The organism is Vibrio sp. (assembly GCF_984391705.1).
In genome coordinates, this window is sequence record NZ_CFHWOM010000004.1 from 24537 (window position 1) to 48105 (window position 23569).

Below are 23569 nucleotides of genomic sequence, written 5' to 3' on the forward strand. Positions count from 1 at the left end.
TAAAACAACGCCAAATCGGTTCAGCAAATAGCAATCAGCTTAGATACGATTTGTCTATCGTCCTGATCGGAGCGCGTCTATGAGCAGCCTAACCCACCTCCTTAAACCCAAATCTGTCGCAGTCATTGGTGCTTCGAGTAAACCGATGCGTGCTGGAAACATTGTCCTGAAAAACTTGCTTCATGGTGGTTTTGAAGGAGCAATCATGCCGGTAACTCCTCGACACTCATCCGTTTGTGGCGTGCTCGCCTATCGGACAATCGCTGAACTTCCAATGGTGCCCGATGTTGCTATTGTCTGTACCAACGCTACACGAAACGTTGCAATCTTCCGAGAGTTGGCGATTAAAAACGTAAAATCCGTCATCGTGCTTTCTGCGGATATGCATTTAGCCGACGAGCAGGGTTCAAGTATACAAGAGGTTTGCTCAAACATAGCGAAAGCTGCAGAGATGCGTGTGCTCGGTCCAAATAGCCTTGGGTTGATTTTGCCCTGGGTAAACTTCAATGCTTCGTTTTCTCCAGTGACCGCTCAAAAAGGAAAAATTGCGTTTATCTCCCAATCTGCAGCAATGTGTACCACGATATTAGATTGGGCGAATGATAAAGATATTGGGTTTTCTGCTTTTGTGTCGTTGGGAAACGCGCTTGATGTAGACTTTGCAGATCTACTAGATGAACTCAGTCGGGATTCTCATACCGAAGCCATCCTTCTTTATATAGATACAATCAAAGACGCTCGTAGATTTATGTCGGCCGCACGAGCTGCGTCTCGTAATAAAAGGATACTTGTGCTCAAAGGTGGGCGTACTGCAGCTGGGCGCAAAGCAGCAAAAGCGCATACTGGTGGCGGGGATACGCTCGACATTATTTACGACTCAGCGATTCGTCGTACAGGTATGCTAAGAGTAAATAATTCGCATGAATTGTTTGCAGCAGTGGAAACTTTAACTCACTCCGTACCATTGCGTGGAGAGCGTCTGGCCATTATCACCAATGGTGGCGGACCTGCGATAATGGCAGTAGATACACTACTAGAGCGTGGAGGGAAATTAGCTCAGCTCTCTGACGAAACCATCGACACCTTGAGTTCCCTTCTGCCGCCAAGTTGGAGCTATAGTAATCCTATAGATATGGTTGGCGATGCCGATCATACAAGATACGTAAAAACACTTAATGCTGTGATGGATAGCGATTGCGCTGACGCCATACTTATCATGCACAGTCCTTCCGCTGTTGCGCATTCCGAGCAAACAGCTCAAGCTATTGTCGAGGCGGTGAAAGCTCATCCACGGCACAAACGATTCAATATTCTTACTAATTGGTCGGGAGAATTAACCGCAAAACCCGCTCGCCTTATCTTTACTCATGCTGGAATCCCGACATATCGAACCCCAGAAAGTGCTGTTGTCGCCTTCATGCACCTAGTTGAGTACAGGCGTAATCAGAAACAACTGATGGAAACACCAACAACGGCGGAACCCGTCCATATTTCTGAGCTTAATGAAGCTAAGAAATGGATTGAAGAAAAGCTACTGGATAAAAAAACAGTATCTCTAGACACCCATCAAATTGGACCATTTCTCAAACATTTCAACTTTGATGTTTTACCGACTTGGATTGCTTCTGACACAAGTGAAGCTGTTCATGTTGCTGAACAGATTGGATACCCAGTCGCAGTAAAATTACGCTCACCTGATATCCCCCATAAGTCAGATATTCAGGGAGTCATGCTCAACCTCAGAAACAGTGTAGAAGTTGCAACCGCAGCAGAAGCGATACTTGATCGCGCTAAACTGAACTACCCTTCTGCACATATTCACGGGCTGCTCGTTCAAGGTATGGCGAAACTTGCGGGAGGTGAAGAAATTCGAATTAAGGTCAAAACTGATGATACCTTCGGCCCTGTTATCCTTCTAGGCCAAGGCGGTTCTGAATGGGACGAATCGATGGACGCGGCTTCTGCTCTTCCTCCACTCAATATGGCGTTGGCTCGTTATTTGATTGTTCGAGCGATCAAAAATGGGAAGATTAGACTTCAAAAACTCCCAGAGCCAATGGACATACAAGGTCTGTCAGAGCACTTAGTAAGAATATCCCAAATGGTGGTTGATTGCCCTCAAGTACATGAACTGGATATTCATCCAGTACTAGCAAATGGAAGCAACTTTACGATATTGGATGCCGACCTTGTACTCAAGCATTACGAAGGAGATGCACAGGAGCGTTTGGCTATACGTCCTTACCCGGTTGAATATGAGGAGATCGTCCCACTTAAAACTGGCGAAGAAGTACTACTGCGCCCTATTCTCCCTGAAGATGAACCCGATCACGCCAACTTTATCAACAACGTATCTAAGGATGATCTTTACAAACGCTTCTTTACCGATGTTGGAGAGTTTAACCACGAAGCACTGGCCAATTTCACGCAGATTGATTATGACAGAGAGATGGCCTTTGTCGCAGTTAGGCAAACTGATACGGCCTTACAAATCATCGGCGTGTCGCGCGCACTCATCAACCCCGACAATACCGATGCTGAGTTTGCCATTCTAATTCGCTCAGATTTAAAAGGATTAGGACTGGGCAAGATTCTAATGCAGAAAATCATAGATTACTGTCGCCACAAAGGCACGAAACAGATGTCAGGCATGACAATGCCAAGCAACCGAGGAATGTTGATGCTGGCGCAAAAAATGGGATTCAAGTTAGACGTGCAATTTGAAGATGGCGTTGCAGATATGGTTTTAAGCTTGAATGATTAAAAGTTGGGAGCATTAAATGCTCCCTCTTTTTTTAGATCTTGGCATTCGCCTTAAATGTTTTCTTCAAGTACTGTATGCACCACGATTTGGCTTCACCGATTTTATTACGTTTCCACGCTAAAATGATCTCAATCGGCTGTCCATCAGTACCAGAGATTTGTTTTAACTTACCCTGCTCTATTAATCTCGTCGCGAGCTGTTTTGGCAAAGTACCAATCCCGAGGCCCTTTTCTAAAGCCGACACCTTAGCCGCGAAATTTGTCACTGTTAAACGTGGCTGTTTTTGGATGACGTTAATACTGATTGGCGGTTGCTCTCGCGCCGTGTCAGCAATAGCTATAACACGATATTTTTCTCGTGCTTTATCATCAAACACTCCGGACCGTTTGTGCACGTAATGATCATAAGCGGCAACCCAGATCATTTCCATTTCACCAATGACTTCCGCTTTAACGTCATGAGGAAGCGTTTCTAACTTTGGACAAACCAATAAGTCAGCACGGCCGTCAGATAATGATTCCCAACACCCTGCTAAGATTTCTTCTTGTAGTTTAATTCGGGTTGAGCTCACTTGACTTAACGAATCGACCAACGGGAAAAAATTCTCGACAGGAATAATGCCATCAAACGCTAAAGTTATATCAAGCTCCCAACCATTCGCGAGCACGGATGCATCATTAACAAGCTTTTGGGTGGCAGCGAGGATACTCCGACCCGTTTCTAAAATAAGCTTACCCGCTTCGGTGAAATTGGCTTTATGACCGGAACGATCAAAGATCATGATATCAAGATCCTGCTCGAGCTTTTGGATTTGATAACTAAGAGATGATGGGGCCCTATCGAGCTCATTGGCTGCAGCAGCAAAGCTGCCTCGTCTATCTATAGCATCCAAAATATGTAGTGCTTCTAAAGTAATTGGACTTTGCACAACTAACAATCTCCCCAAGTAAAGGATTTTATAAATAAGACATAAATCACACTTTTAACAACAAAACTGAACCTTTACAATTGTTAACTGAACGACATATCCATCTGTATTTTAAGAGTTTTTATCCGTATCTTATCTGATTTAATGTGTAAACAAAGCAATCATCGATAATGCAAACAATAGTAATTATCATTTAGATCCAATAATATCCCGTTCGTTTAAAGCAAAATCATAAAAACAAGGATTTAAGGTAATAATAAGATGTATAAGCGATCTTTATTGTCTGCGTCAATTATTGTCGCGCTCACGGCCCCCGTTCATGCTGAAGAATACTCTGTATTTGACGAAGTCGTTGTTTCTGCAACGAGAACAGAACAAAATAAAAAGGACGTATCAGGCTCGGTCGAGTCCGTTTCTAGTCAAGATATTGATGATTCATTATCTACAGATCTGAAACAAGCGCTCGATAAGACCCCTGGCGTTACCGTTACTACCGAAGGGCGTTTTGGCATATCAGGTTTTACCATCCGAGGCATGGGTGAAGATCGCGTTAAGGTCGTTGTTGATGGCGTTCAACAAGTTACCCCATTTAACCCAGGTGGCGGTGCAACTCAGGCGATTTATCCAAATGCGATTGAAGTTGATACTCTGCAGTCTATTGAAGTCAATAAGGGTGCATCGTCAACCTTGTACGGCTCCAATGCTTTAGGCGGCGTCGTGGTCATTAACACCAAAAATCCAGATGATTTCTTAGTGACAAATGACAATGAAACACGATTGGGCATCAAATCTAGCTACTCCTCTAAAGACAGTCAGTTCAAAAACACACTGACTTGGGCACTGCGTCACGATGATATTGAAGCTATCGTTATCGGTACCTACGCTCAAGGCAACGAAACCGAAAATTACGGCGATGGTGAGGATATCGACGGAGGCATGCGCGGGATTGCAAACCCAGCCGACAAAGACATGAACAATGTGTTAGGCAAAATCTATTACACTATCGATGAGTCAAACAAAGTCGGTTTTGTGTTTGAACGAAATGAACAAAATTACCAAGAAGATTCTAAGAGTGAAAACTATACTAGCATGTTCGATATGGGCGGTGGCCCTATGCCAGTTGTTACCTATGATAATGCAGAAACAAACGACGAGTCTCTAAGAACCCGTTTTGGCGTTAACTATGTTTTGACTAAAGAAACATCAATCTTTGACTCATTGCGCGCCGATTTAAACTACCAAACTACCGAAACGATCAATGAAAACTATGCTGATGTAATTGATCATATGGGTATGATCGGATACAACGGTAGCAGAACTCGTGTTCGCAACGCTTTAGATAAGACAATTCAGTTCGACGCTCAGTTCGATAAAGTCCTTGATTTATCATCCTCAACTCACGAATTAACATACGGCATCAACTATGTGAACACAGACTTCAGTCTAGATAACCGTGACATATATCATGACAACGGAACGACTAAGCCTGGTTCAACAACTATTCCCGATGCAAAAATGACGCAATGGGGTCTATTTGCACAAGACAACATCTTCCTGATGGAAGAACGTTTGGTTGCAAGCCTTGGTATACGCTACGATGCATACAAAGCCGATCCTTCTACAGACGAAGGGTTCGACACCAAACATGAAGAAAACAGCAACGATGCCTTTACAGGAAAAGTCGGTGCGGTCTACCACCTTAATGATAATCTGAGCACATTTGCTCAAATCAGTCAGGGCTTTAAAGCCCCTACAGTTAAACAGTTATACTACGAGTACTCTAGTGGCGCAGACTTTACGCCTAACTCTAACCTTGAGGCAGAGAAAAGTACCTCTTACGAAGCCGGTTTACGTGGACAAAATGATTACGCTAAATTTGAGCTCGTTGGCTTCTACAACAAATACAAAGATTTCATTGCTCACAAAGAACTACCTGAAAAACGACCAGGCTTTGATCACTTTACGCTAACTAATTTGGACCGCGTAGAAATTAAAGGTGTCGAGTTCAGCAACGAAGTTCTGCTTGATGAAATGTTTGCTGCACCTCAAGGAACGTATTCACTGTTCAATATCGCTTACGCTGAAGGTAAAGACGAACGTAGTGGTGACGATCTAGATTCTGTCGCTCCACTTACTTCAGTAGTTGGCCTTGGTTATGACAATGAAACCCACAAATTTGGTGGTCTTGCGACACTTAAGATGGTTGCGCGCAAAACGGAATGGTCTTCAGAAGACAACATTGACGCTCCAGGATACAGCGTGTTTGATGTGACAGCATACTACTCGCCTATCAAAAACTTAACGTTGCGAGCGGGACTATTTAATGCATTTGATATTAAATACTACGAGTACAATGACCTAACTGGTAAAGAGTCTGGTGACAACATTCAGATGCGTTCTGAGCCTGGTCGAAACTGGGGTCTAAGCGTAGATTACCAATTTTAATCAGATTGTTTTACCCAAAAAAGCCAACGTAATGTTGGCTTTTTTATTATCTAGAGCCTAGAAAACAAAAAAGCCCCCGAAAAGGGAGCTTTTAGAATTCACTCGATAAAAAAGAAAAGAAAAAATGTAACGAATGAAGGCTTATTTTGAGCTTGTCATCTCTTTCTTAACCATTACAGCTGACGCGACGATGAAAGTGATGATAAGAGCTAGCTCCATTGTGGACCCCTGTTAATTTGTTGGAAAAACCGAATTTAAACTGCGGATATTCTAACAGGTTTGAAAAACAATGATACACTTTAACGAGTTTTTTACGTTTTTTATCGATCGACCTCAAAATTGCTGCGCTATCACTCATTTTCAACAATAAACCCCATTCGTTTTGTTTCAAATTAGTTAAATACTTTATCCTGCACTTCGCTTATTTCATAGTGACTTTACCGCCTATTACCTTAAATGCAGGTGTACCACGGATAAGTGTGTCGCGAGCAAACTCAACGCCACACACAGGGCAAATGCATGGTTGAAGCGTATAATCATCAACAATACGCTCCTTGAAGCACTTAACAAGGGCTCCCTTCCCTCCTTTACGGTATTTGAATAGCTGGGTTTTGCACTTTGCGCAAAAGATGTTTACCGTTTTAGTCGGCTGTTTTTTATTGGGTTTCGCCATTTTCATCATAATCCTGAGTTGATGAATCGGGTTTAATCCAAACTTGGCTAAAATCAAACCAACCTAATGCATTACATTTTGCATTCTGTAATGACCCGCACTGATCTTTACTTACACCTAGCCAACAATGAAACATCGGGATAATTTGCATTTTTTCTACAAGTGATTTACCAAGCTCTTTCGCTGGGAAAGTAGAATTTTCTTCTGCTTGCCAAGTTTCTACGACTTTAGTCCAACTTTCGTAATCTTCACTGCGACTAACCAGCGAAATATCGCTGTAATTCAGTAACCAGCCGGCTAAAGCATCGTCACGATTATTTGCAATTCCCATAGGTTTGACCCATATATCAATATCGTCGATATTTGGCGCAAAAAGACTGTATTTAACGAGCTCTACTTCCAGCTTATCTTGCTTTAAAAGGCCTTCGATACATTTAACTAAAGTTGGGAACATCGGATGCTCACCATGATAAGCAATCCGAACTTTGGTGTAGGAAGGTGGAGAGGTATATGATCCCTGGCGGGTGTGATGATACCAACCCGGCTTTAAGCCATGAGCTGGTAAAACGCCTAGCTCAACAATTTTGTCCTGAGGAAGTTGTTGATAAAGGTTAAGTGCGCCTAAACGCTGACTAAAATAGTTAGCCCATTCTTCAGAGCTTGCTAAGCCACTCTTTCGATTTAACAGCAAGTATGTACAACCGGGATCCAACTCTACCTCGTCAGAGAATGTTCCTGTTTCTGGCTTAATTGGGCTACTAAGGCTAGGAAACACCATAGACGAGTGCACATCATCAATCACCCAAACTTCTACGCTATCAAGCAGAGGCCTAAACCCAAAATACCCGTCAAATGCTTGTAAAACCAATCTTTTATCATCATTTTGAGTAACTTTATATGGGCCCGTACCGACAGGAAAAAGATCGTAATCTTCATTTTGTGTATTTTCCGGCAACAGTACCTTGGCACAAGCTTCAGAAAGTAGCAGAGGCAGTTTAAAATCCGCCCGGCTAAGATGAATGTCTATCACATAACGGCTGGGGGAGCTTATTTCATGTAAGTGAGAGAACAAACGCTTGTCTTTCAACGAGTGTAAAGATTCAATCACAGCTTCTGTCGTAAGCAGATCTCCATTATGAAAACGAACACTTGGTCGCAGATAAAATCGCCAGTGCGTATTGGTAATCATTTCCCAAGTATGGGCTAAATCTGGCTGGAGTTGTTCGTTTTCGTCAAGCCGAGTTAAACCACTAAACACTTGCCTGATAATATGTTGTTCTGAGCGGCGAATGGGCTTACGGGGATTGAGAACTGACAATGGTCGGTAGTATGGAAGGCGAACGACCTGCAGTCCCTCTTGGTGCTGAACGCCCAGGTAGCTTTCGACTACTTGAGCAAGTTTCGCGGTATCTTGGTCTAGGACTTGAAGCGCCTGGCCTATTTTACCTTCTTCAAGATATCTTCGAGCGAGGTTTTCGCTGACATCTGCACGACTGCGTTTGAAATTCAGTTGTGAAAGTTTTCCTCGCCCCGGCGACGGATGCCATTCAATCCATCCCTGCTCTTCCATCTTATTCAATACAATGCGAGCGTTACGTCGTGTACAAAACAGGACTTCAGTTATTTCTTCAAGTTGAACACCACAATCTTGACCATTGTAATGCTCAAATAGCGTTTCGAATTGAACGCGAAGTCGAGGGCTACTCATAAAGGGGAAACTCAAATTTTCTATTCTTTAGCTAAGTTTCCTTATTTAACCGAAAGAATCAAGCCTTTGTCGCATTCTATTGAATATCGATACCAATCTCATTCGCTAGAGATTTAAGCTGAGTGTCATTGTCCAGTTTTATTGACCACTTAGTCTCACTGCCGTTAGCGGCGATTACGTTCGCACCACGACCAATCAATTGAATGGCATCGATTTGAGCTTGAAGTGTGACCATATGCTCGCCATGGAGCTTGACTACAACTTCATGGGGTGTGGCGATGATTTTTCCGCTTTTAAATTCAACCAACATCTTGCATTCCTTTAAGTGCTTGGCGCGAATTTCTCTTACGCTTCACTGCAATAGTAAGTCGGCTCGTACATACCAAGCGTTCGCGCTCGTCAACCATGTCGATTTGCCAAACTTGGGTGGAAATTCCTAAATGAGTCGGGGTCGCCCGTCCGGTCACTTGACCTTCACGCATAGAACGAACATGATTGGCGTTGATATCTAGCCCCACACAATACGATTCTTCATCGACACAGAAATTGGCCGCGACTGAACCTAGAGTCTCAGCAAGAACCACAGACGCACCACCATGTAGCATTCCTAAGGGCTGGTGAGTAAAGTGGCAAACAGGCATGGTTGCCTCGATATAATCATCACCAAAATCACTATAAATAATGTTTAAGTGATCTATCAAAGTATTTTTTGACGTCGCATTTAGACGTTCTAGGTTGATATTACGTTTCCAGATGCTCATGTTGTTTTCCAATAGTTTGGTTACATTGGATTGTAACCTAATGTTATTATTAGCTGAATACTGAGGTTGAAACGGAGAATTCAATGCGCAACTTCATCAAAATATCTGCGGTCGGACTATCACTTTCACTTGCCGCTTGTAGCTCCTCACCGACTGGTAGAAACCAATTATTGCTGTTTTCTGATTCTGATATGAGTTCGTTAGGATCACAATCATTCGAACAAATGAAGCAACAACAGAAAGTAAGTACCGATGCTAAGGTCAATGCTTACGTTCAATGTGTCACCAAAAGCGTCACGCAATATGTTCCAAAACAGCCAGGGTTCAACGAATGGGAAGTCGTGGTTTTCGATAGTGATCAAGTTAACGCCTTCGCTCTCCCGGGTGGAAAAATCGGCGTGTATACTGGTCTACTTAAAGTTGCCAAAAACCAAGACCAACTCGCCACAGTTATAGGCCACGAAATCGCTCACGTACTTGCAGACCACAGTAATGAACGTTTATCGCAATCTCAAATTGCTAATGCTGGCTTACAAATCACCAACGTGGCATTGGGTTCATCTGAGTATGCTCAGTATAGGAACGTTACGATGGCTGCTTTGGGGCTGGGAGTTCAATATGGGGTTTTACTGCCCTACGGGCGTACTCAAGAATCTGAAGCAGATATTGTTGGCTTGGAGCTAATGGCAAAGGCAGGGTTCAACCCGAAAGAAAGTGTTAGCCTATGGAAAAATATGGCAGCAGCTTCGGGCGGAAGTCAGCCACCAGAGTTACTTTCGACTCACCCTTCCCACAGTACTCGTATCCAAGATTTACAGTCTATAATTCGTAAACTTCCTAACTACGGGACAACCAAACCCAAATGCTCTTAAACAGAAAAGGGAGCAAACGCTCCCTTTTTGTTTATGTCCCTAGAATTAGTAACGGCAACTGCAACAACTGATCGCCTGTCGAAGCAAAGAGCCAGATGATACCAATTAGGCCCCCCACTAACGCCACATACCATGCAGCCGAAACTATTTGACCATAGCGGTCGAGTGGCAGTAAATGACTATGATGACGTGAGCGCCATTCGAGCACGATCTCTAGCATGCCCATAATTAGCAAAAAACCGAATAACGTCAGGCCAAGCGAGTAGCTTAATACCACACCACCAGCAGCGGCGATTGTACACAGGACGATACCGGCAACACTATTCATTGAAAAGCTAATACTTTTAAGAACATGTCCACCATCTAGTGGCAATATCGGCAATAAATTAAATAAGTTGAGAAAAGCATTAAATACCGCCAAGCCAGCGAAGAACATTTCGCCAGTGATTAAATAAATGATCGAAAGTATAATCGACAAGATCAAGCCAAACATGGGCCCCATGATTGAGATCACAACATCCTGCCAGCGTGTGTTAATCTTCTCATCGCTAAGCGCTAATCCACCAAGGAATGGAACCAAATAAATGCCTTTCGTTTTCATTCCGAAATACTTCATCGCTCGGACATGACCGTATTCATGGAACACTAAACAAGCAATTAACGCTAACGCAAACTGAAATGAAAATAACCATGAATACGCAGCCAAACTCGCCGAAGCAAGAACAACCTTGATTAACTTAGCACTTTTAAGAGCTTTCATTCCTAATGAGATCAAGCCAATAATGCTGAACTTGCGCTCTGGTTTTGGGGGAGTGAATGGCACTTGGTGTTCAATATCTTTGGTATCTCGATTGCCTTCGACAATCATTTCCTCATTAAGTAGTGCCTTGTAATTGAGGATAAAAGGCTGCCATTGCAGTTCTACTTCTAACTTGCAATTGAGCGGTTCTTCACCTTTGAGCAAAGTAAACTCATGAACACTACTCTTTCGCTCAGAATCAGCGTTTATCTGTGAAACAACCTGATTGTCCCAAAATAGCTGCTGCCACCCAGCCATTGAACCTTCAAGCCTTAATGGCCTACCCAGAAAATCGATAGAAAGTAATTCCAAGCCTTAACCTATTAAATTGGTATAACAACGAAATGAATTATGCCTTTATCACCTAACAAGGTAAAGAAGGTAGCTGTATTGTGACAATGTCACTACACATAGGTTATTGAATTTAACCTGGATGTTTCTAGAACAGTAACAATCGTTAGACTTTTGTCAGTTTCCATCAGTAAAACCTTTGCTTTACCGGATGCCCCTTTCTTTTCTGCGGATAAAGTGCATAATAGCCGCCGTTATTAACACCTAACTATGTGAGTCTACTATGTCTTCTGAAGCTACTATGCTAGAACGCTGTGAATCTAAATGTGAATTATGTGCTGCACAAGCACCACTAACTGCTTACGCTGTGCCACCTCATAGCCACGTAACAGTAGATTACGGCATCATGGTGTGTGACAAGTGCCTAGGTGAAATTGATGAACCAAAAGATATCAACCACTGGCGTTGTCTAAACGACAGTATGTGGAGCCAAGTTCCTGCAGTTCAGGTAACGGCATGGCGTCAACTTACTCGTCTAAATACCGAAAGCTGGGCGCAAGATGCGCTAGACATGATGTACATGGAAGAAGAGCAAATGAACTGGGCGATGACAGGTATGTCTGCAGATGACAAACCTCTTGATTGCAACGGCGTTGAACTTAAAAAAGGTGACGACGTAACGGTCATTAAAGACCTGCCAGTAAAAGGTACTAACCAAGTAATCAAGCAAGGCACGGTAATTCGTGGCATTAGTATTGGTGATGATCCTAAGCTTGTTTCTGGTAAAGCGAACGGTGGCCAATCTATGTACGTTATCGCTGAATACTGCCGTAAAAAGTAATCTATACGTCAACAGTATCAATGAAAAGCGCTCTAAATGAGCGCTTTTTCTTTTTAGTTTAATTAGTCTAACGTTTGACTAAAGCTCACCTTAAAATCCTTCACTGAACGCATTAATAAACTATGGGGCTGTTTATTCATAAGGACTTCACGTATGTATTCAAACGAATCGTCCATATGCTGTTTATCTTTGAAAGCCACCGCGAGATGATAGTCAGGTAGACCTTTAAAGTTACCTGGTTGTATCACTTGGCAAAAACTGGAATCTATAATCAAGTTTTCTCTATTTAACTGGTTAACAAACTCTTTGGTTAAATTAATGACATCTTGTTCCTCATTGTGCTTAGCAACAGAGAAGTAAACATTGTAAGTATTCATCTTTCAGCTCTCCCCTAACATCGCGTTTAAAATAAGCAAATGGCTCTCATGTCCGTAAAATTGGAATTCATCTAAGCAGGCCCAAGCAAGCTTAATTACATGGCTATCTTGGCTGTTTAACACAACGTTATAATTGAGTTCAAAAGGTTGTTTTATGCCGAATATTTGTGATTCGTTTCGGGTTAGGTTTTCAACCGAAAGTACAGCAGAAACGATAGCCGCCCAGTAATGATTTAGAGCTTGAGTTGGTTGTTTAATGAAAGGTATTAAGTAACGCATTGCATGGCAACTTGTTACTGCGTGCAACACAGTAAAATCACGACTGAGTATGTACAGGTCCGCAACTAGTTTACTTAACTCAGTCAAATCATTTGATTCTGGAACCCAATTAACCTGTTGGAAATTTTGATTAATAACGACGGAATTCATGCGATCTGAGATTAAGGACCCATCGACGTTAATACCTTCATACACCTTTAGCGCGGCATTTAAAATCGTACTGTAATCTCCAATGCGACTTTTTGGTTCTTCGATAGGCAAATAGTTACTCGCTAAATCCGCAAGCCCAAATGCCACTTCTACCTCATTGTCCGCTTGCAGCCCATAGCTTAACCGAATAATGGCGTGGAAAGCTGAAGCTCCGCAACCTCTCATCAATCGATCTAAATGATCATTCAGTGTCTCCTCAACACCTTTAGATTCTACCTGTAGCAAAAAATAGGCAAGGTAATCATCAAACGCTGATTTGTCGCCTAGTTGCTCATCCCATATGAATGCAGGATTCAAGTTAACCGCGTTTCTAGTAATCAGACTTGGTGCATAATTCGCGTAATATGCCTCAAGATGAACTTGGTTAGCTCCCAATTTATTCAGTGCTATAAGCGCCATGGGAAGGTGATTCGTGTTACCAGATTGCGCGGTTTCAATCCCATAGTTCTGAGACCTTGTGATTAATTCAGCCAACATCATTCTCTCCTTTTTGCGAGAAGCTATAAATTGATAGATAGGCTAAAACCTCACCTTAAGTTGAGGTCACGGAGAAGTTGATGGTTATTTGATTCTGATCGCACAAATCATTCATTTGTAACATTTAGTCTATTTACTCTACCTTCCATGTTTTTTTTACACTGCATTTGTACAAATTATTGTATCAGTCACGTTAATGAGAATTATTCTACGTTAAACCTTGATGCACATCACTATCGTGCCACTGGTAATTTATGTATGTTATTCAGTAGTTAACATGAAATTTATAAAATCATAACAAGGGACATCTATGTTTAAAAAGTCAGCGTTGGTCTGCATATCTGCAGCTCAGTTAGCAGCCTGTGGTGGCGGAAGCTCAGGCTCAGATACACCACAGTCTCCTCCTCCCGTAACGACAACAATCCAAGTGGTTGATGGTTATCTAGAAAATGTGAGTGTTTGTGTCGATCGTAATTTGGATAACAAGTGCCACAGCGACGAATTTATCGAGGGGCGAACCAATGAATTGGGAAGAATAGACATACCGACTGCTGACCTCAAATACCCGCTAATTGCCAATATTTTTGCAGGCGAATCTAACGATTCTGACCAATTAGCGCCAGTAAGCAATTCCTATCAAATGATCGCTCCTGCGGGTGTTAATACAATTAACCCATTCACAACAGTCGCTCAACTATCAGGAAAGACGATCCAGGAACTCGCGACGGATTTAGGGCTCGCCTCTAGTGTTTTAACCAGTAATTTCGTGGAGAAACGCTCAAATCAAATTGACGCTGCGGTTGCACACATGATTGCTCGATCGATCACAAGAGATTTCACTTCATCACTCGGCGATATGTCAGTGGATGGTATTCATGCGACTATGATGGCTTTCAAAGACAAAGCGACCGACTTGTCTAACCAACACACTATTGAAGAACTCAACAAAATGATCTTGCGTCAGTTGGGAGATGGAAGCGTTGTAGATGATGAGCGTATGGTAACGTCTCTCTCCGACTACTTGAAAGATAATGGAGAATTCCAAGTATCCTTTGTCGCGATGGACGGTTCAACAAAAATGGCAACTTTTGATGGCACCCATGCTCTAGGCAGTTTAACCAACTCAGTGGAAAGAGAGTACACCACTGAAAGTAATCAGCTTATCTTATCTGCTACAGATACCACCCCAGAGGTAACGTATAAATTTATATATATTTCGCACCACCTTTCGATTAGTTACGAGAATTCTTCAAAAACAATGCAAGCGTGGACTCATAAGGATTTGAGCCCCGACACAGACATAGAGATCCGCGAAGATCAACTGCGATCTCAAACCTTCACTTTACTAACGTCTTCGTCAGATGAGAATTTGGAGACGGTTTCACTGAATTTCGCGAAGGAAGGGAATCAAGTTGACGTTACATTCTATGACGCAACACCTGATATTACGGCAACATGGTCAATCGAAACTATTCCAAATGCTCCGGACGTCATTCATATCCAGCCACCTGAAGGCTCCACTGTCCCACGAATTGCTTTGGCCATTTTGGAAGATGCAGCACAGGATTGGGTCGCGTTCAATCTGTCTAATGGTCGACCTTCGGTGTTATTTAAGGATCAAGGTTTAGCACACAGAGTCTTTGACTACTGGCGTGCTCGCAATGACCGATTTATTAGTGGTCACGACACATTCCATAAAGCCATTCAAGGTAGTGAATTTCATTATTATCCACTGACCAACTCCATGGACTCCATGGACACAATCAGTGCTTACCAGTTCTTAGAAGACGACAAACTATGTGAGTTTGATTCTCAAAACACATTATTGTGCGAGTATAACTATAATGTGCTTTTCCATGATTTACGCTTGTCACACAAAGGAACGTACGACCTTAACTTTAGACGTAGCAACCAATTCTTCATTGGATTCGGCCAAAACAGAAACCCGGGTATTTGGCTTCGCAACCCCCAAAATCGTATGACTACACCAGAAAAAAGTTGGTTTACCAACAAAACGTGGTACTGGGTTAGAGATATAAACTCTGATGCCAATGGTCCGGCGAAACCAACTAAGGTGACACTTAAGTTCCTTGAACAAAATACTGTCGAAATAGATGCACCTGGAGCTGAGCCGTTCACTACCCAGTGGAAATTCCAACCATATGTTGATGATTACCGTACATTTTCATCAATTTACATCCCGCTACCAGAAGAACAGCGTGATATTGACTCCTTGCGAGGAGAAGACTTCATTCAATTTGGAGCGATCGTGTCATCCGATGATGCAATGGTCATTGAAACATTATCGACTAATACGCTAACGCGTGAAAACCTATTGCTTCGCACCGATGCCCTAGCAGACTATTTGGTTGAGTATTGGACACCTCAAGAATAACTCATCAACTGCCAGTTCATGAATGAGCTGGCAGTTTTTCACCGCTCGATGTCGATAACCCTTAACTGATTCTGATTCAATACTGTAATGCTTTGCGGAGCAACACTTTTCCAGCCTCGGTTACTCTCTAACGGCTCAGACGCGAAAACCACGCAATGCCCCTCTTCCTTTACAAATATAGTGGGAGGTTCGTTATCTGTGCTAAATCTAACAACCCAGAATGACTGTCCGTCTGATATACAAATGGACGCTTTGAACGGTTCTTTAATGTCCTTAGAGCGTAGACAGCTTTCTATTGTCGAAATCGTTTTTGTAATTGCATTGACAGGATCGTCTTTCAGCCCATTTGTCATCGCAAGCAAGAAAATCAGCTCACTATCAGTGGTTCCTTGCCGTTGTAAATAGAGCGACTCTGGTAACAAACGTTCCAAATCAAACTTTACCCTTTCAAACTCACCAATTTGTCCATTATGCAGAAACATCCAGTTATCTAAGATGAAGGGGTGACAATTTGAGCGGGATACTTGTGTACCAGTTGAAGATCTTACGTGAGCCATAAATCGATGTGAACGAATATGATGAGTAAGTGAGCGTAAGTTTTCGTCGCCCCATGCGGGAAGTACTTCATGGAACTGGCCTGGCGTGTCTCGCTCTGTATACCAGCCTAAGCCAAAACCATCAGCGTTGACCCTCGTGACAGCCTTTCTTGCTTCTAAACTTTGATGAATCAAAGAATGTTCCGGCTGGTAAACCAACTCATCAAGATAAATTGATTCACCTTGATACGCTAACCATCGACACATTATCACCTCCTTTACCTGATGCTTGGTTATTAATAGACCACTCATTAGCATTTGTTGCAAGAATTGGTTATTAAAACGGCGAACTTAGAAAATAGATGAACGAAGGGCTAAGTTGGCTGATATACTTTCGATTCAACCATTTGAGGTATTTGTATGAAAATTTGTGGTGTAGAACTAAAAGGCAATGATGCTGTTATTTGTCTCCTTGAAGCATCAGGTGGCGTGGTTCATCTACCGGACTGTCGCGTAGCAAAAGTATCGATTGGCGACGCAAACTCAACTGAGGAAGTGAAGAAGTTTCAGTTTTCTTTCGCGAAGCTAATGGAAGACTATAAAGTTGACAAAGTAGTGATTCGTCAGCGTCAAACGAAAGGTAAATTTGCAGGTGGTAGTGTCGGCTTTAAACTTGAAGCCGCGATCCAATTGATCAGCGATCTAAATGTCGAGCTAGTTTCACCAAACACCATTAAGGAAAGCTTGAAGAAAAACCCACTTGGTATTCAATTTAAAGAAACAGGTTTAAAGCAATATCAAGAACAAGCTTTTACCACCGCCTACGCATTCGCAATGAAACGATAAGGTTTTTTGGAGCCCTAAATTGGGCTCCTTTTGGCCAATCATTCAATCTTGCCAGCAACGGTTTGTATGCGTTCGAATTCTCCAGGCTTACTCAGCCACGCAGCAACAGCATCAATAGTCTCAATTGGCACATGAAGCTCAAATTCCCATTTGCCATCAGATGCTCTCCTCTGCATTCTTTCGACAGCAATAAAGTCATGCTCCAACTCTCTGCCCCTGTTTTCACCAAACTTCACCTGCGTTAGCCGATTGTTGGCAAGAAAAACAATCGTCGCGTCAAATGTGCCTTTCTTGGCAAAGCTCAATGTAAAGCGTTGACCTTTACGTACAAGAGTCAGTTGTTCTGATTGGCGGGCTTCGACTAATGGTAGATCGCGATTTATCCAATTGAAAAAACCACGCCATTCTTTTCCATCAACAACAAATCCAGGAGTATAGACGCTGCCAATCAACTCATACGCATAGTACAACCTTTGCAACTGCGAATACTCTGGCTTTGCAAACTTATCTTCCCATCCGAGGTGATCCCAGTAATCTACGTGATAAGCAATTGGGATAACGGATTGCCATAGCTTTGGTGACTTTTCTAATGCTGAAAGATAGTGATCTGCAGGAGGGCAGCTAGAGCAGCCTTCCGATGTAAACAACTCGACAACCTGAGCAGGTTGCCCCTCATGCGTCCAAATCTGCCCAGCTGACAATGTAGAGGCAACCGAAAACGCCAATAAAGTGTTCATAACGAAATTCCCAAATAACTTTCTAGTAACATAGACCGATTGAGGTATTGGAAGATTTCATGGACATAAAAAAAGCGCCGACATTTCTGTCAGCGCTTTTTCAATTTATGCTTATTAGATTAACGGTAAATACCGATGTCTTTTTGCATGTGACCAGACAAATCATTCGCGTAGTAAGCGCGAGGCGTGTTGTCTGTGAAAAGAATATCTAATAAGTGTGCAATCAATCCTTTGAAAGAAACCGCGTAGGTTTTTTTGTCCATAGAGATAGGTGCGTCGATAGTACCGATTTGCATTGCTTGTGCTGCCATGATTGCCTCTCTATAAATCGTATAATTCGTTTCGTTGAGGCAATAATAAGCAATAATTCACACCTCAAAAAATGAAAAACTTTCCACATTCGGATTAGTTTATCTAATAAAACAACCTTGCAACAATTGACATTTCACTTTATTCAAAAATAGCAATAAAAATCGACTTAACATTCAGTATATTTAGATAATTATTTTTACGAGTAAGAAAAGCCCGCTGTGAGATCACAATTATTTTACACAACAAAAGTGAGCACAGCGGGATTTGTCTCGAGGTGTAATTAGTTTATTTACTGGTACTTAGAACAGAAGAATGCGCTTCTCTCCGTTTCTTAACAATCGATGCAACTACAGCTATCGTCATCGTCACTAGTAGTACAAGTAGTGAAACCGGCGTCGGGATTTCCCATGCGGATCCGACCAGCATCATCTTGATACCTATAAATACCATGATGAATGACAGAGCTGGTTTAAGGTAAATAAACTTATCCATCATCCCCTGCAATACAAAGTACAAAGAACGTAAACCTAACAACGCGAATACGTTAGCCGCAAGTACTAAGAACGGTTCTCTTGTAACAGCGAAAATCGCAGGGATAGAGTCCAATGCAAACATGACATCCATAAATGCAATAACACCAATTACGATAGCCATAGGCGTTAGAAGGCGCTTACCACCCTCAACCACCGATAACGCGTTTCCTCTAAAATCATCCGTAACGGACGCAAATTTTCGGATGAGTTTTTCAGGTAGCGGGTTTATCTCTTCATCGCCTTTATCTCGTGCAAGTTGAATACCTGTCCAGATAAGGAATAATGCAAACACGTATAGTAACCAGTGGTACTGAGCCAATAGTTGAGCGCCTACAGCAATCATAATCGCACGCAGTACAAGCGCACCTATTACGCCCCACAGCAGAGCCCTTGGACGTAAATGCTCAGGAACCATGTATTGATGGAAGATAATTGCAAAGACGAAGAGGTTATCTACGCTAAGTGATTTTTCGAGTAAGTAACCGGTTAAAAATGATACGGTTGCTTTTTCTGCACTGTAGCTACTGCTTGGTGCGTAAAAATCCCAAAATAGATAAATACTTCCAGCAAAAAGAAATGCCAGTAAGAACCAGAATACACTCCAGATCGCTGCTTTTTTAATTGTCACTTTGCCACCACGGGTCTGCCAGATGTCTAGTGCGACCATGGTGAGTGTCAATATAGCGAAGCCGATGTATGTAGATGGGGTCATGTTACCTCCAAAGGCGGAGGGATCGAGGAATTGATTGACGATCCCACCGCAAACAAACCAACCCACGCCTGACAATATTTGACGTGGAATATTTGATTACGTTGGTCTCGTCGAAATGGCGTTCAATCATACAGATATCATTGCCACTTATACTTACCGGATAGGATGAACCCTAACGAGATGACGATAAGTAAACCAGAGGCGACTACTCCCCAAACAGCGCGGATTGTATTCCCGGTTTGAGTTTTCGTCTAGTAAAAAAACAAAAAAAGGAGCAAATAAATTCACTCCTTTTTACGTACGTTTAGATCGAGCACTAAACACCCGACATTGGTATAAAATAGACCAATGCGGACCACACTCCAACCCAGCTAACGACTACCGCTACATCAATCCAGTCTTTCCACATAACTCCCCCGAGCAGTTGATATAACAACATTCCGGGAATGATCTAGCAACCTCTATGCCAAGCACCTTTACTTGATTCAGAGCCTTTACGATTGATTGATTCTGGGTAGTCTTTGAGTAATGTAATAAAGCAATCGGCCATCGACTCTGTCGTTACAACTCCCTCGCCTTTCATATTCTGGATCGCTTCATACCCTTCTTTGCCCTTCATTGTGTAAGCCGATGAAGTTCCAAGGTAATATCTCTCATCTTCTATCGCTTTCCAGCCAATATCTGGACTGAATATCATCAAGTCTTTAACACGTGAACCTTTTACAGCACTCGCATCATAGCTAAAGCTCAAATTATACGTATAGGGATAAGAGCCATCTCCAGTGCCATCAACGCCATTGTTAAGTGCATTGTTGATTGCCCCCTCTAACGCAGCGGCAATGTGTTTCCCTTTAAGCTCGTAAACGCCTATTGGGACGGCAAAAGGAAGCAATTTTCCCGCTATATCGGCGACTGAGATGTCGCCTGGGTTAAGTGATGTTCGGACGCCGCCAGCATTGTGGATAGCAAATTCGACATCATACCCTTTTTGATTCATCACATAGGCAAAAGACTCAGCCACAAGTGGCGCTAATTCACTAGGCCCGCTCTCATCAGGAATACGTACATGGCGCATAGTTTTCTGTGCACGAGCAATATAGTCACACTGTAACTTTCTAACTTGGTTCGTATAGCGTTCAATCAAAAGCTGTTGTACTGCTTTGTCTTTCTTACACACATGCACATTCGGATGATTATCAATGAACTTTCGTGCTATCCCATAACAATCATCATCGCGAGATTCATTCATGCTGGCATCAATAAATAAACGTCGGCCAAGCAATAATTCATTTTTCCCAGAAAATTCGACAACTTTACCGCTCGCATCAAATTCAATGTCACAGTGCCCCATACTCAATGCATGGTAACCAGCTTGAACCACTCGTGTGCCATTTATCTCAATACCGTATGGATCGTCTTGTTTTAGACCTAAACTAGAGAAATCACCCTGTAAGCGATGACTATGACCGCCCACGATCAGACTAATGCCTGACACTTTCTCAGCCATCTCTAAATCAGCTTCATAGCCCATATGACTCAACAATATAATCTTGTTGATCCCTTCTTTCTCTATTTCTGAGATTGTCTTTCGCGCCGTATCCAGTGCATTGACAAAGGGTGTATCGGGGTCTGGGTTTGATATGTCTGCCATCTTATCTAAAGCTAAAGAGAAAATCGCGACAGGCTCTTCTTGTGCCTGCTTTACTATCCAGTTTGCAGCTTGGTTTTCTGAGTTATAGGTAATCAGTTTTTCATTGTCATCTAGTCGCAAAGCTTTGGATTTGTCTTCGTTAGATAAGTCCCAGTTTCCAGCAAGTAGTGGAAAATCAATTTGTTGGGCAAATTGGGCAACCGGAAGATTACCCATATCCAGTTCATGATTCCCTAGAGCCATGGCGTCAATGGCTAACGTATTCAGCATGGTCGCATTGGCTTCTCCCTTAAACAGAGAGAAATAAAGCGTACCTTGGAAACAGTCGCCAGCATGCAAGAATAGAAACGCTTGCTTATTATCTTTAGCTTGCTTTTCTAATTGTTGTTTTCTCGAAGCAATGCGAGCAAATCCACCAGCACTAACATAGGGCTGTAGTGTCTGTCCCTCTACATTAAGAGTAAGCTGTAGTGAGGTTGGTTCAAAATAGGAGTGCGTATCGTTAATGTGCGCCAGCTTAATCTTAGCTGGCTTATTCTTTTTATCTGTCATATTTATCTTCTCTCTTTTCCACTACATCGTAACGCATCCAATATGACAAATTCATTAACTTTCACATTTTTATTGCAAGCCGTTTTTTCTTGCACATACAAATATGAACTAAATCATTGACCTAGCCTTATGAGTTTTGAGTCATAAAGCTAAGATTGTGAGCTAAGCTCCTGCTTATTCGACAGTTTTCTATTATGCTTAATTAGAGGACGCTCATACGGAGTTACTATATGCAGCTAGAGCGAATTGAAATTTCTGGCTTTCGCGGTATAAAGCGTTTATCAATCGCTTTTGATGAACTCACGACATTAATCGGTGAAAACACCTGGGGTAAATCATCGTTATTAGATGCGCTTTCTGTTGCTTTGCCAGCTGAGGGCATTCCTTATCAGTTTGAGATGACTGATTTCCACGTTGATTACTCGATTGCACACCCACAAACACAACATCTGCAAATTGTGTTGAGCTTAGTATCGAATGACAAAAATGAGGTTCATTCAGGTCGTTACCGTAAGATCAAGCCTATTTGGATTAAAGATGATCAAGGCACCAACAAGATTATTTATCGACTGAGCGCCAGTCGTGACGGCTATGATATTAACACCCGTTACGCATTCCTTGATGAGCAAGGTAACCCTATGCCTTTGCATCACTCCGAAAAACTCGCCCAGGAGTTAATGACGTTACACCCCGTAATACGTCTCAAGGACTCTCGCCGCTTTGAAAGGCCCATTGGTACAAACGGCGACAACAATACTCGTATTGAAAAGCGAATAAATAATACATGCCGACGTTTAATGGCCGTTCCTGGACACGTCAACAAGGGCGAAATGAAGAGCAGCCTAAATTCAATGGGGGTATTGGTTGATCATTATTTCTCATTTAAGTCCAATTCACGCAAAAACATACGTAAGCAAAGAGATGGAATTTTCTTTAACTCTTCGCCCAGCAATAAACGCTTATCTCAAGTCGTCGAGGAAAATGATAAACAAACTCGACTGTTGTTTATGGGGTTGCTTAATGCTTACCTACAAGCAAAAGGTCCCAATCAATTAAGACGATGCGCTCGCCCGCTCTTGATCATCGAAGATCCTGAAGGCCGCCTACACCCTACTCACCTAGCCCGAGCTTGGAGCTTATTACAACTCCTGCCTATGCAGAAGATTCTCACCACAAATAGTGGCGAGTTACTTGGCCAAGTGCCACTCCATTCTATAAGACGCTTGGTTCGACAGTCGGATCGAACCATTACCACGTATTTACCGTCACAGGGCTTAAGTCGCGACGAGCTCCGCCGCATTGGCTTCCATATTCGTTTCCACCGTTCCGGCGCATTGTTCGCACGGTGCTGGCTGCTAGTCGAAGGTGAAACCGAAGTTTGGCTGTTTAACGAACTCGCTAATCAATGTGGTTACAATCTTGCAGCTGAGGGAGTCCAGATTATTGAATTTGCGCAATCAGGGCTAAAATCGCTACTTAAAGTCGCTAAAGCATTTGGCATTGACTGGCATGTGGTGACCGATGGCGACGCTGCTGGTAAAAAATATTCAGCCGCAGTAAGAGCCCAGCTAGGCAATGATCAAGAAAGACATCGCTTAACAGAATTACCTGATAGGGATATCGAACATTTTCTTTATAACAACGGCTTTGAATTGTTTTTTAAAGATATGGTTCGTATACCACACGACCACCCAATCCCCGCTAAGAAAGTAGTAACGAAAGTGCTTAAAAAGTTTGCAAAACCCGACTTAGCGCTTGCGATCGTTTCTCACTGCGAAGATCGAGGAATGGAATGTATACCTTTGCTATTACGTTGGACGTTAAAACGCGTCGTCACCATGGCGAATGGCAATACGTAAGTTGTGGTATT

Annotated in this window: 20 protein-coding genes; 7 read left to right on the forward strand and 13 right to left on the reverse strand. The window is 42.6% G+C overall.

The window, feature by feature from the left end; genetic code table 11:
• Nucleotides 1-79 precede the first annotated feature (79 nt).
• A complete protein-coding gene (locus AC4MRV_RS04685; protein WP_491186263.1) occupies nt 80-2764 on the forward strand; it encodes a bifunctional acetate--CoA ligase family protein/GNAT family N-acetyltransferase in 2685 nt (894 codons plus the stop codon).
• 31 nt (nt 2765-2795) lie between these two features.
• Here AC4MRV_RS04685 and AC4MRV_RS04690 read toward each other — a convergent pair whose 3' ends face one another.
• Complete coding sequence (locus AC4MRV_RS04690; protein ID WP_491186264.1) at nt 2796-3692, reverse strand: LysR family transcriptional regulator; 897 nt, start codon at nt 3690-3692, stop codon at nt 2796-2798.
• A 261-nt stretch (nt 3693-3953) separates the two neighbouring features.
• Here AC4MRV_RS04690 and AC4MRV_RS04695 point away from each other — a divergent pair, with 261 nt between their 5' ends.
• On the forward strand, nt 3954-6137 hold the full coding sequence (locus AC4MRV_RS04695) for a TonB-dependent hemoglobin/transferrin/lactoferrin family receptor (protein ID WP_491186265.1): 2184 nt from the start codon (nt 3954-3956) through the stop codon (nt 6135-6137).
• Between the two features lie 421 nt (nt 6138-6558).
• On the opposite strand, the gene AC4MRV_RS04700 is transcribed toward AC4MRV_RS04695, so the two are convergent.
• From AC4MRV_RS04700 to AC4MRV_RS04715, 4 genes are all read right to left on the reverse strand, one after another.
• Nucleotides 6559-6810 carry a hypothetical protein gene (locus tag AC4MRV_RS04700; protein WP_491186266.1) on the reverse strand — a complete coding sequence of 84 codons (252 nt, stop codon included), beginning with the start codon at nt 6808-6810 and terminating at the stop codon, nt 6559-6561.
• Nucleotides 6794-8518: an SgrR family transcriptional regulator gene (locus AC4MRV_RS04705; protein WP_491186267.1), complete on the reverse strand. Its 1725-nt coding sequence runs from the start codon at nt 8516-8518 to the stop codon at nt 6794-6796. Before AC4MRV_RS04705 ends, AC4MRV_RS04700 begins: the two co-directional genes overlap by 17 nt.
• Nucleotides 8519-8594: 76 nt before the next feature.
• Nucleotides 8595-8828, reverse strand: coding sequence for a DUF3389 domain-containing protein (locus AC4MRV_RS04710; RefSeq protein WP_491186268.1), 234 nt, complete (start codon nt 8826-8828; stop codon nt 8595-8597).
• Nucleotides 8818-9279 (reverse strand): hotdog fold thioesterase, encoded by a 462-nt coding sequence (locus tag AC4MRV_RS04715; protein ID WP_491186269.1) that lies wholly within the window; start codon nt 9277-9279, stop codon nt 8818-8820. The genes AC4MRV_RS04710 and AC4MRV_RS04715 overlap by 11 nt, the downstream gene beginning before the upstream one ends.
• A gap of 83 nt (nt 9280-9362) precedes the next feature.
• Between AC4MRV_RS04715 and AC4MRV_RS04720 the strand changes: the two genes are divergently transcribed.
• A complete protein-coding gene (locus AC4MRV_RS04720) occupies nt 9363-10151 on the forward strand; it encodes a M48 family metallopeptidase (RefSeq protein WP_491186270.1) in 789 nt (262 codons plus the stop codon).
• Between the two features lie 31 nt (nt 10152-10182).
• Here the strand turns inward: AC4MRV_RS04720 and AC4MRV_RS04725 are convergent, their stop codons facing one another.
• Nucleotides 10183-11262, reverse strand: coding sequence for a site-2 protease family protein (locus tag AC4MRV_RS04725; RefSeq protein WP_491186271.1), 1080 nt, complete (start codon nt 11260-11262; stop codon nt 10183-10185).
• A gap of 262 nt (nt 11263-11524) precedes the next feature.
• Between AC4MRV_RS04725 and AC4MRV_RS04730 the strand changes: the two genes are divergently transcribed.
• Nucleotides 11525-12082 (forward strand): PhnA domain-containing protein, encoded by a 558-nt coding sequence (locus AC4MRV_RS04730; RefSeq protein WP_491186272.1) that lies wholly within the window; start codon nt 11525-11527, stop codon nt 12080-12082.
• A gap of 62 nt (nt 12083-12144) precedes the next feature.
• On the opposite strand, the gene AC4MRV_RS04735 is transcribed toward AC4MRV_RS04730, so the two are convergent.
• Both AC4MRV_RS04735 and AC4MRV_RS04740 read right to left on the reverse strand, forming a co-directional pair.
• Entirely contained in the window at nt 12145-12459 is a 315-nt protein-coding gene (locus AC4MRV_RS04735; protein ID WP_491186273.1) for a hypothetical protein, read from the reverse strand.
• A 3-nt stretch (nt 12460-12462) separates the two neighbouring features.
• The gene (locus tag AC4MRV_RS04740) at nt 12463-13425 is read right to left on the reverse strand and encodes a questin oxidase family protein (RefSeq protein WP_491186274.1); all 963 of its coding nucleotides are present in this window, start codon (nt 13423-13425) and stop codon (nt 12463-12465) included.
• Between the two features lie 310 nt (nt 13426-13735).
• Here AC4MRV_RS04740 and AC4MRV_RS04745 point away from each other — a divergent pair, with 310 nt between their 5' ends.
• Nucleotides 13736-15820 carry a hypothetical protein gene (locus AC4MRV_RS04745; RefSeq protein ID WP_491186275.1) on the forward strand — a complete coding sequence of 695 codons (2085 nt, stop codon included), beginning with the start codon at nt 13736-13738 and terminating at the stop codon, nt 15818-15820.
• Nucleotides 15821-15858: 38 nt separating this feature from the next.
• On the opposite strand, the gene AC4MRV_RS04750 is transcribed toward AC4MRV_RS04745, so the two are convergent.
• Complete coding sequence (locus AC4MRV_RS04750; RefSeq protein WP_491186276.1) at nt 15859-16623, reverse strand: class II glutamine amidotransferase; 765 nt, start codon at nt 16621-16623, stop codon at nt 15859-15861.
• A 153-nt stretch (nt 16624-16776) separates the two neighbouring features.
• Between AC4MRV_RS04750 and AC4MRV_RS04755 the strand changes: the two genes are divergently transcribed.
• Nucleotides 16777-17202 carry a DUF3010 family protein gene (locus AC4MRV_RS04755; RefSeq protein ID WP_491186277.1) on the forward strand — a complete coding sequence of 142 codons (426 nt, stop codon included), beginning with the start codon at nt 16777-16779 and terminating at the stop codon, nt 17200-17202.
• A gap of 38 nt (nt 17203-17240) precedes the next feature.
• On the opposite strand, the gene AC4MRV_RS04760 is transcribed toward AC4MRV_RS04755, so the two are convergent.
• From AC4MRV_RS04760 to AC4MRV_RS04775, 4 genes are all read right to left on the reverse strand, one after another.
• Complete coding sequence (locus AC4MRV_RS04760) at nt 17241-17939, reverse strand: DUF1223 domain-containing protein (RefSeq protein WP_491186278.1); 699 nt, start codon at nt 17937-17939, stop codon at nt 17241-17243.
• 119 nt (nt 17940-18058) lie between these two features.
• Nucleotides 18059-18250: a hypothetical protein gene (locus tag AC4MRV_RS04765; RefSeq protein WP_491186279.1), complete on the reverse strand. Its 192-nt coding sequence runs from the start codon at nt 18248-18250 to the stop codon at nt 18059-18061.
• A 286-nt stretch (nt 18251-18536) separates the two neighbouring features.
• Complete coding sequence (locus AC4MRV_RS04770) at nt 18537-19496, reverse strand: TerC/Alx family metal homeostasis membrane protein (protein ID WP_491186280.1); 960 nt, start codon at nt 19494-19496, stop codon at nt 18537-18539.
• A 451-nt stretch (nt 19497-19947) separates the two neighbouring features.
• The gene (locus AC4MRV_RS04775; RefSeq protein ID WP_491186281.1) at nt 19948-21699 is read right to left on the reverse strand and encodes a bifunctional metallophosphatase/5'-nucleotidase; all 1752 of its coding nucleotides are present in this window, start codon (nt 21697-21699) and stop codon (nt 19948-19950) included.
• Between the two features lie 230 nt (nt 21700-21929).
• Here AC4MRV_RS04775 and AC4MRV_RS04780 point away from each other — a divergent pair, with 230 nt between their 5' ends.
• Nucleotides 21930-23558 carry an ATP-dependent endonuclease gene (locus tag AC4MRV_RS04780; protein WP_491186282.1) on the forward strand — a complete coding sequence of 543 codons (1629 nt, stop codon included), beginning with the start codon at nt 21930-21932 and terminating at the stop codon, nt 23556-23558.
• Nucleotides 23559-23569 lie beyond the last annotated feature (11 nt).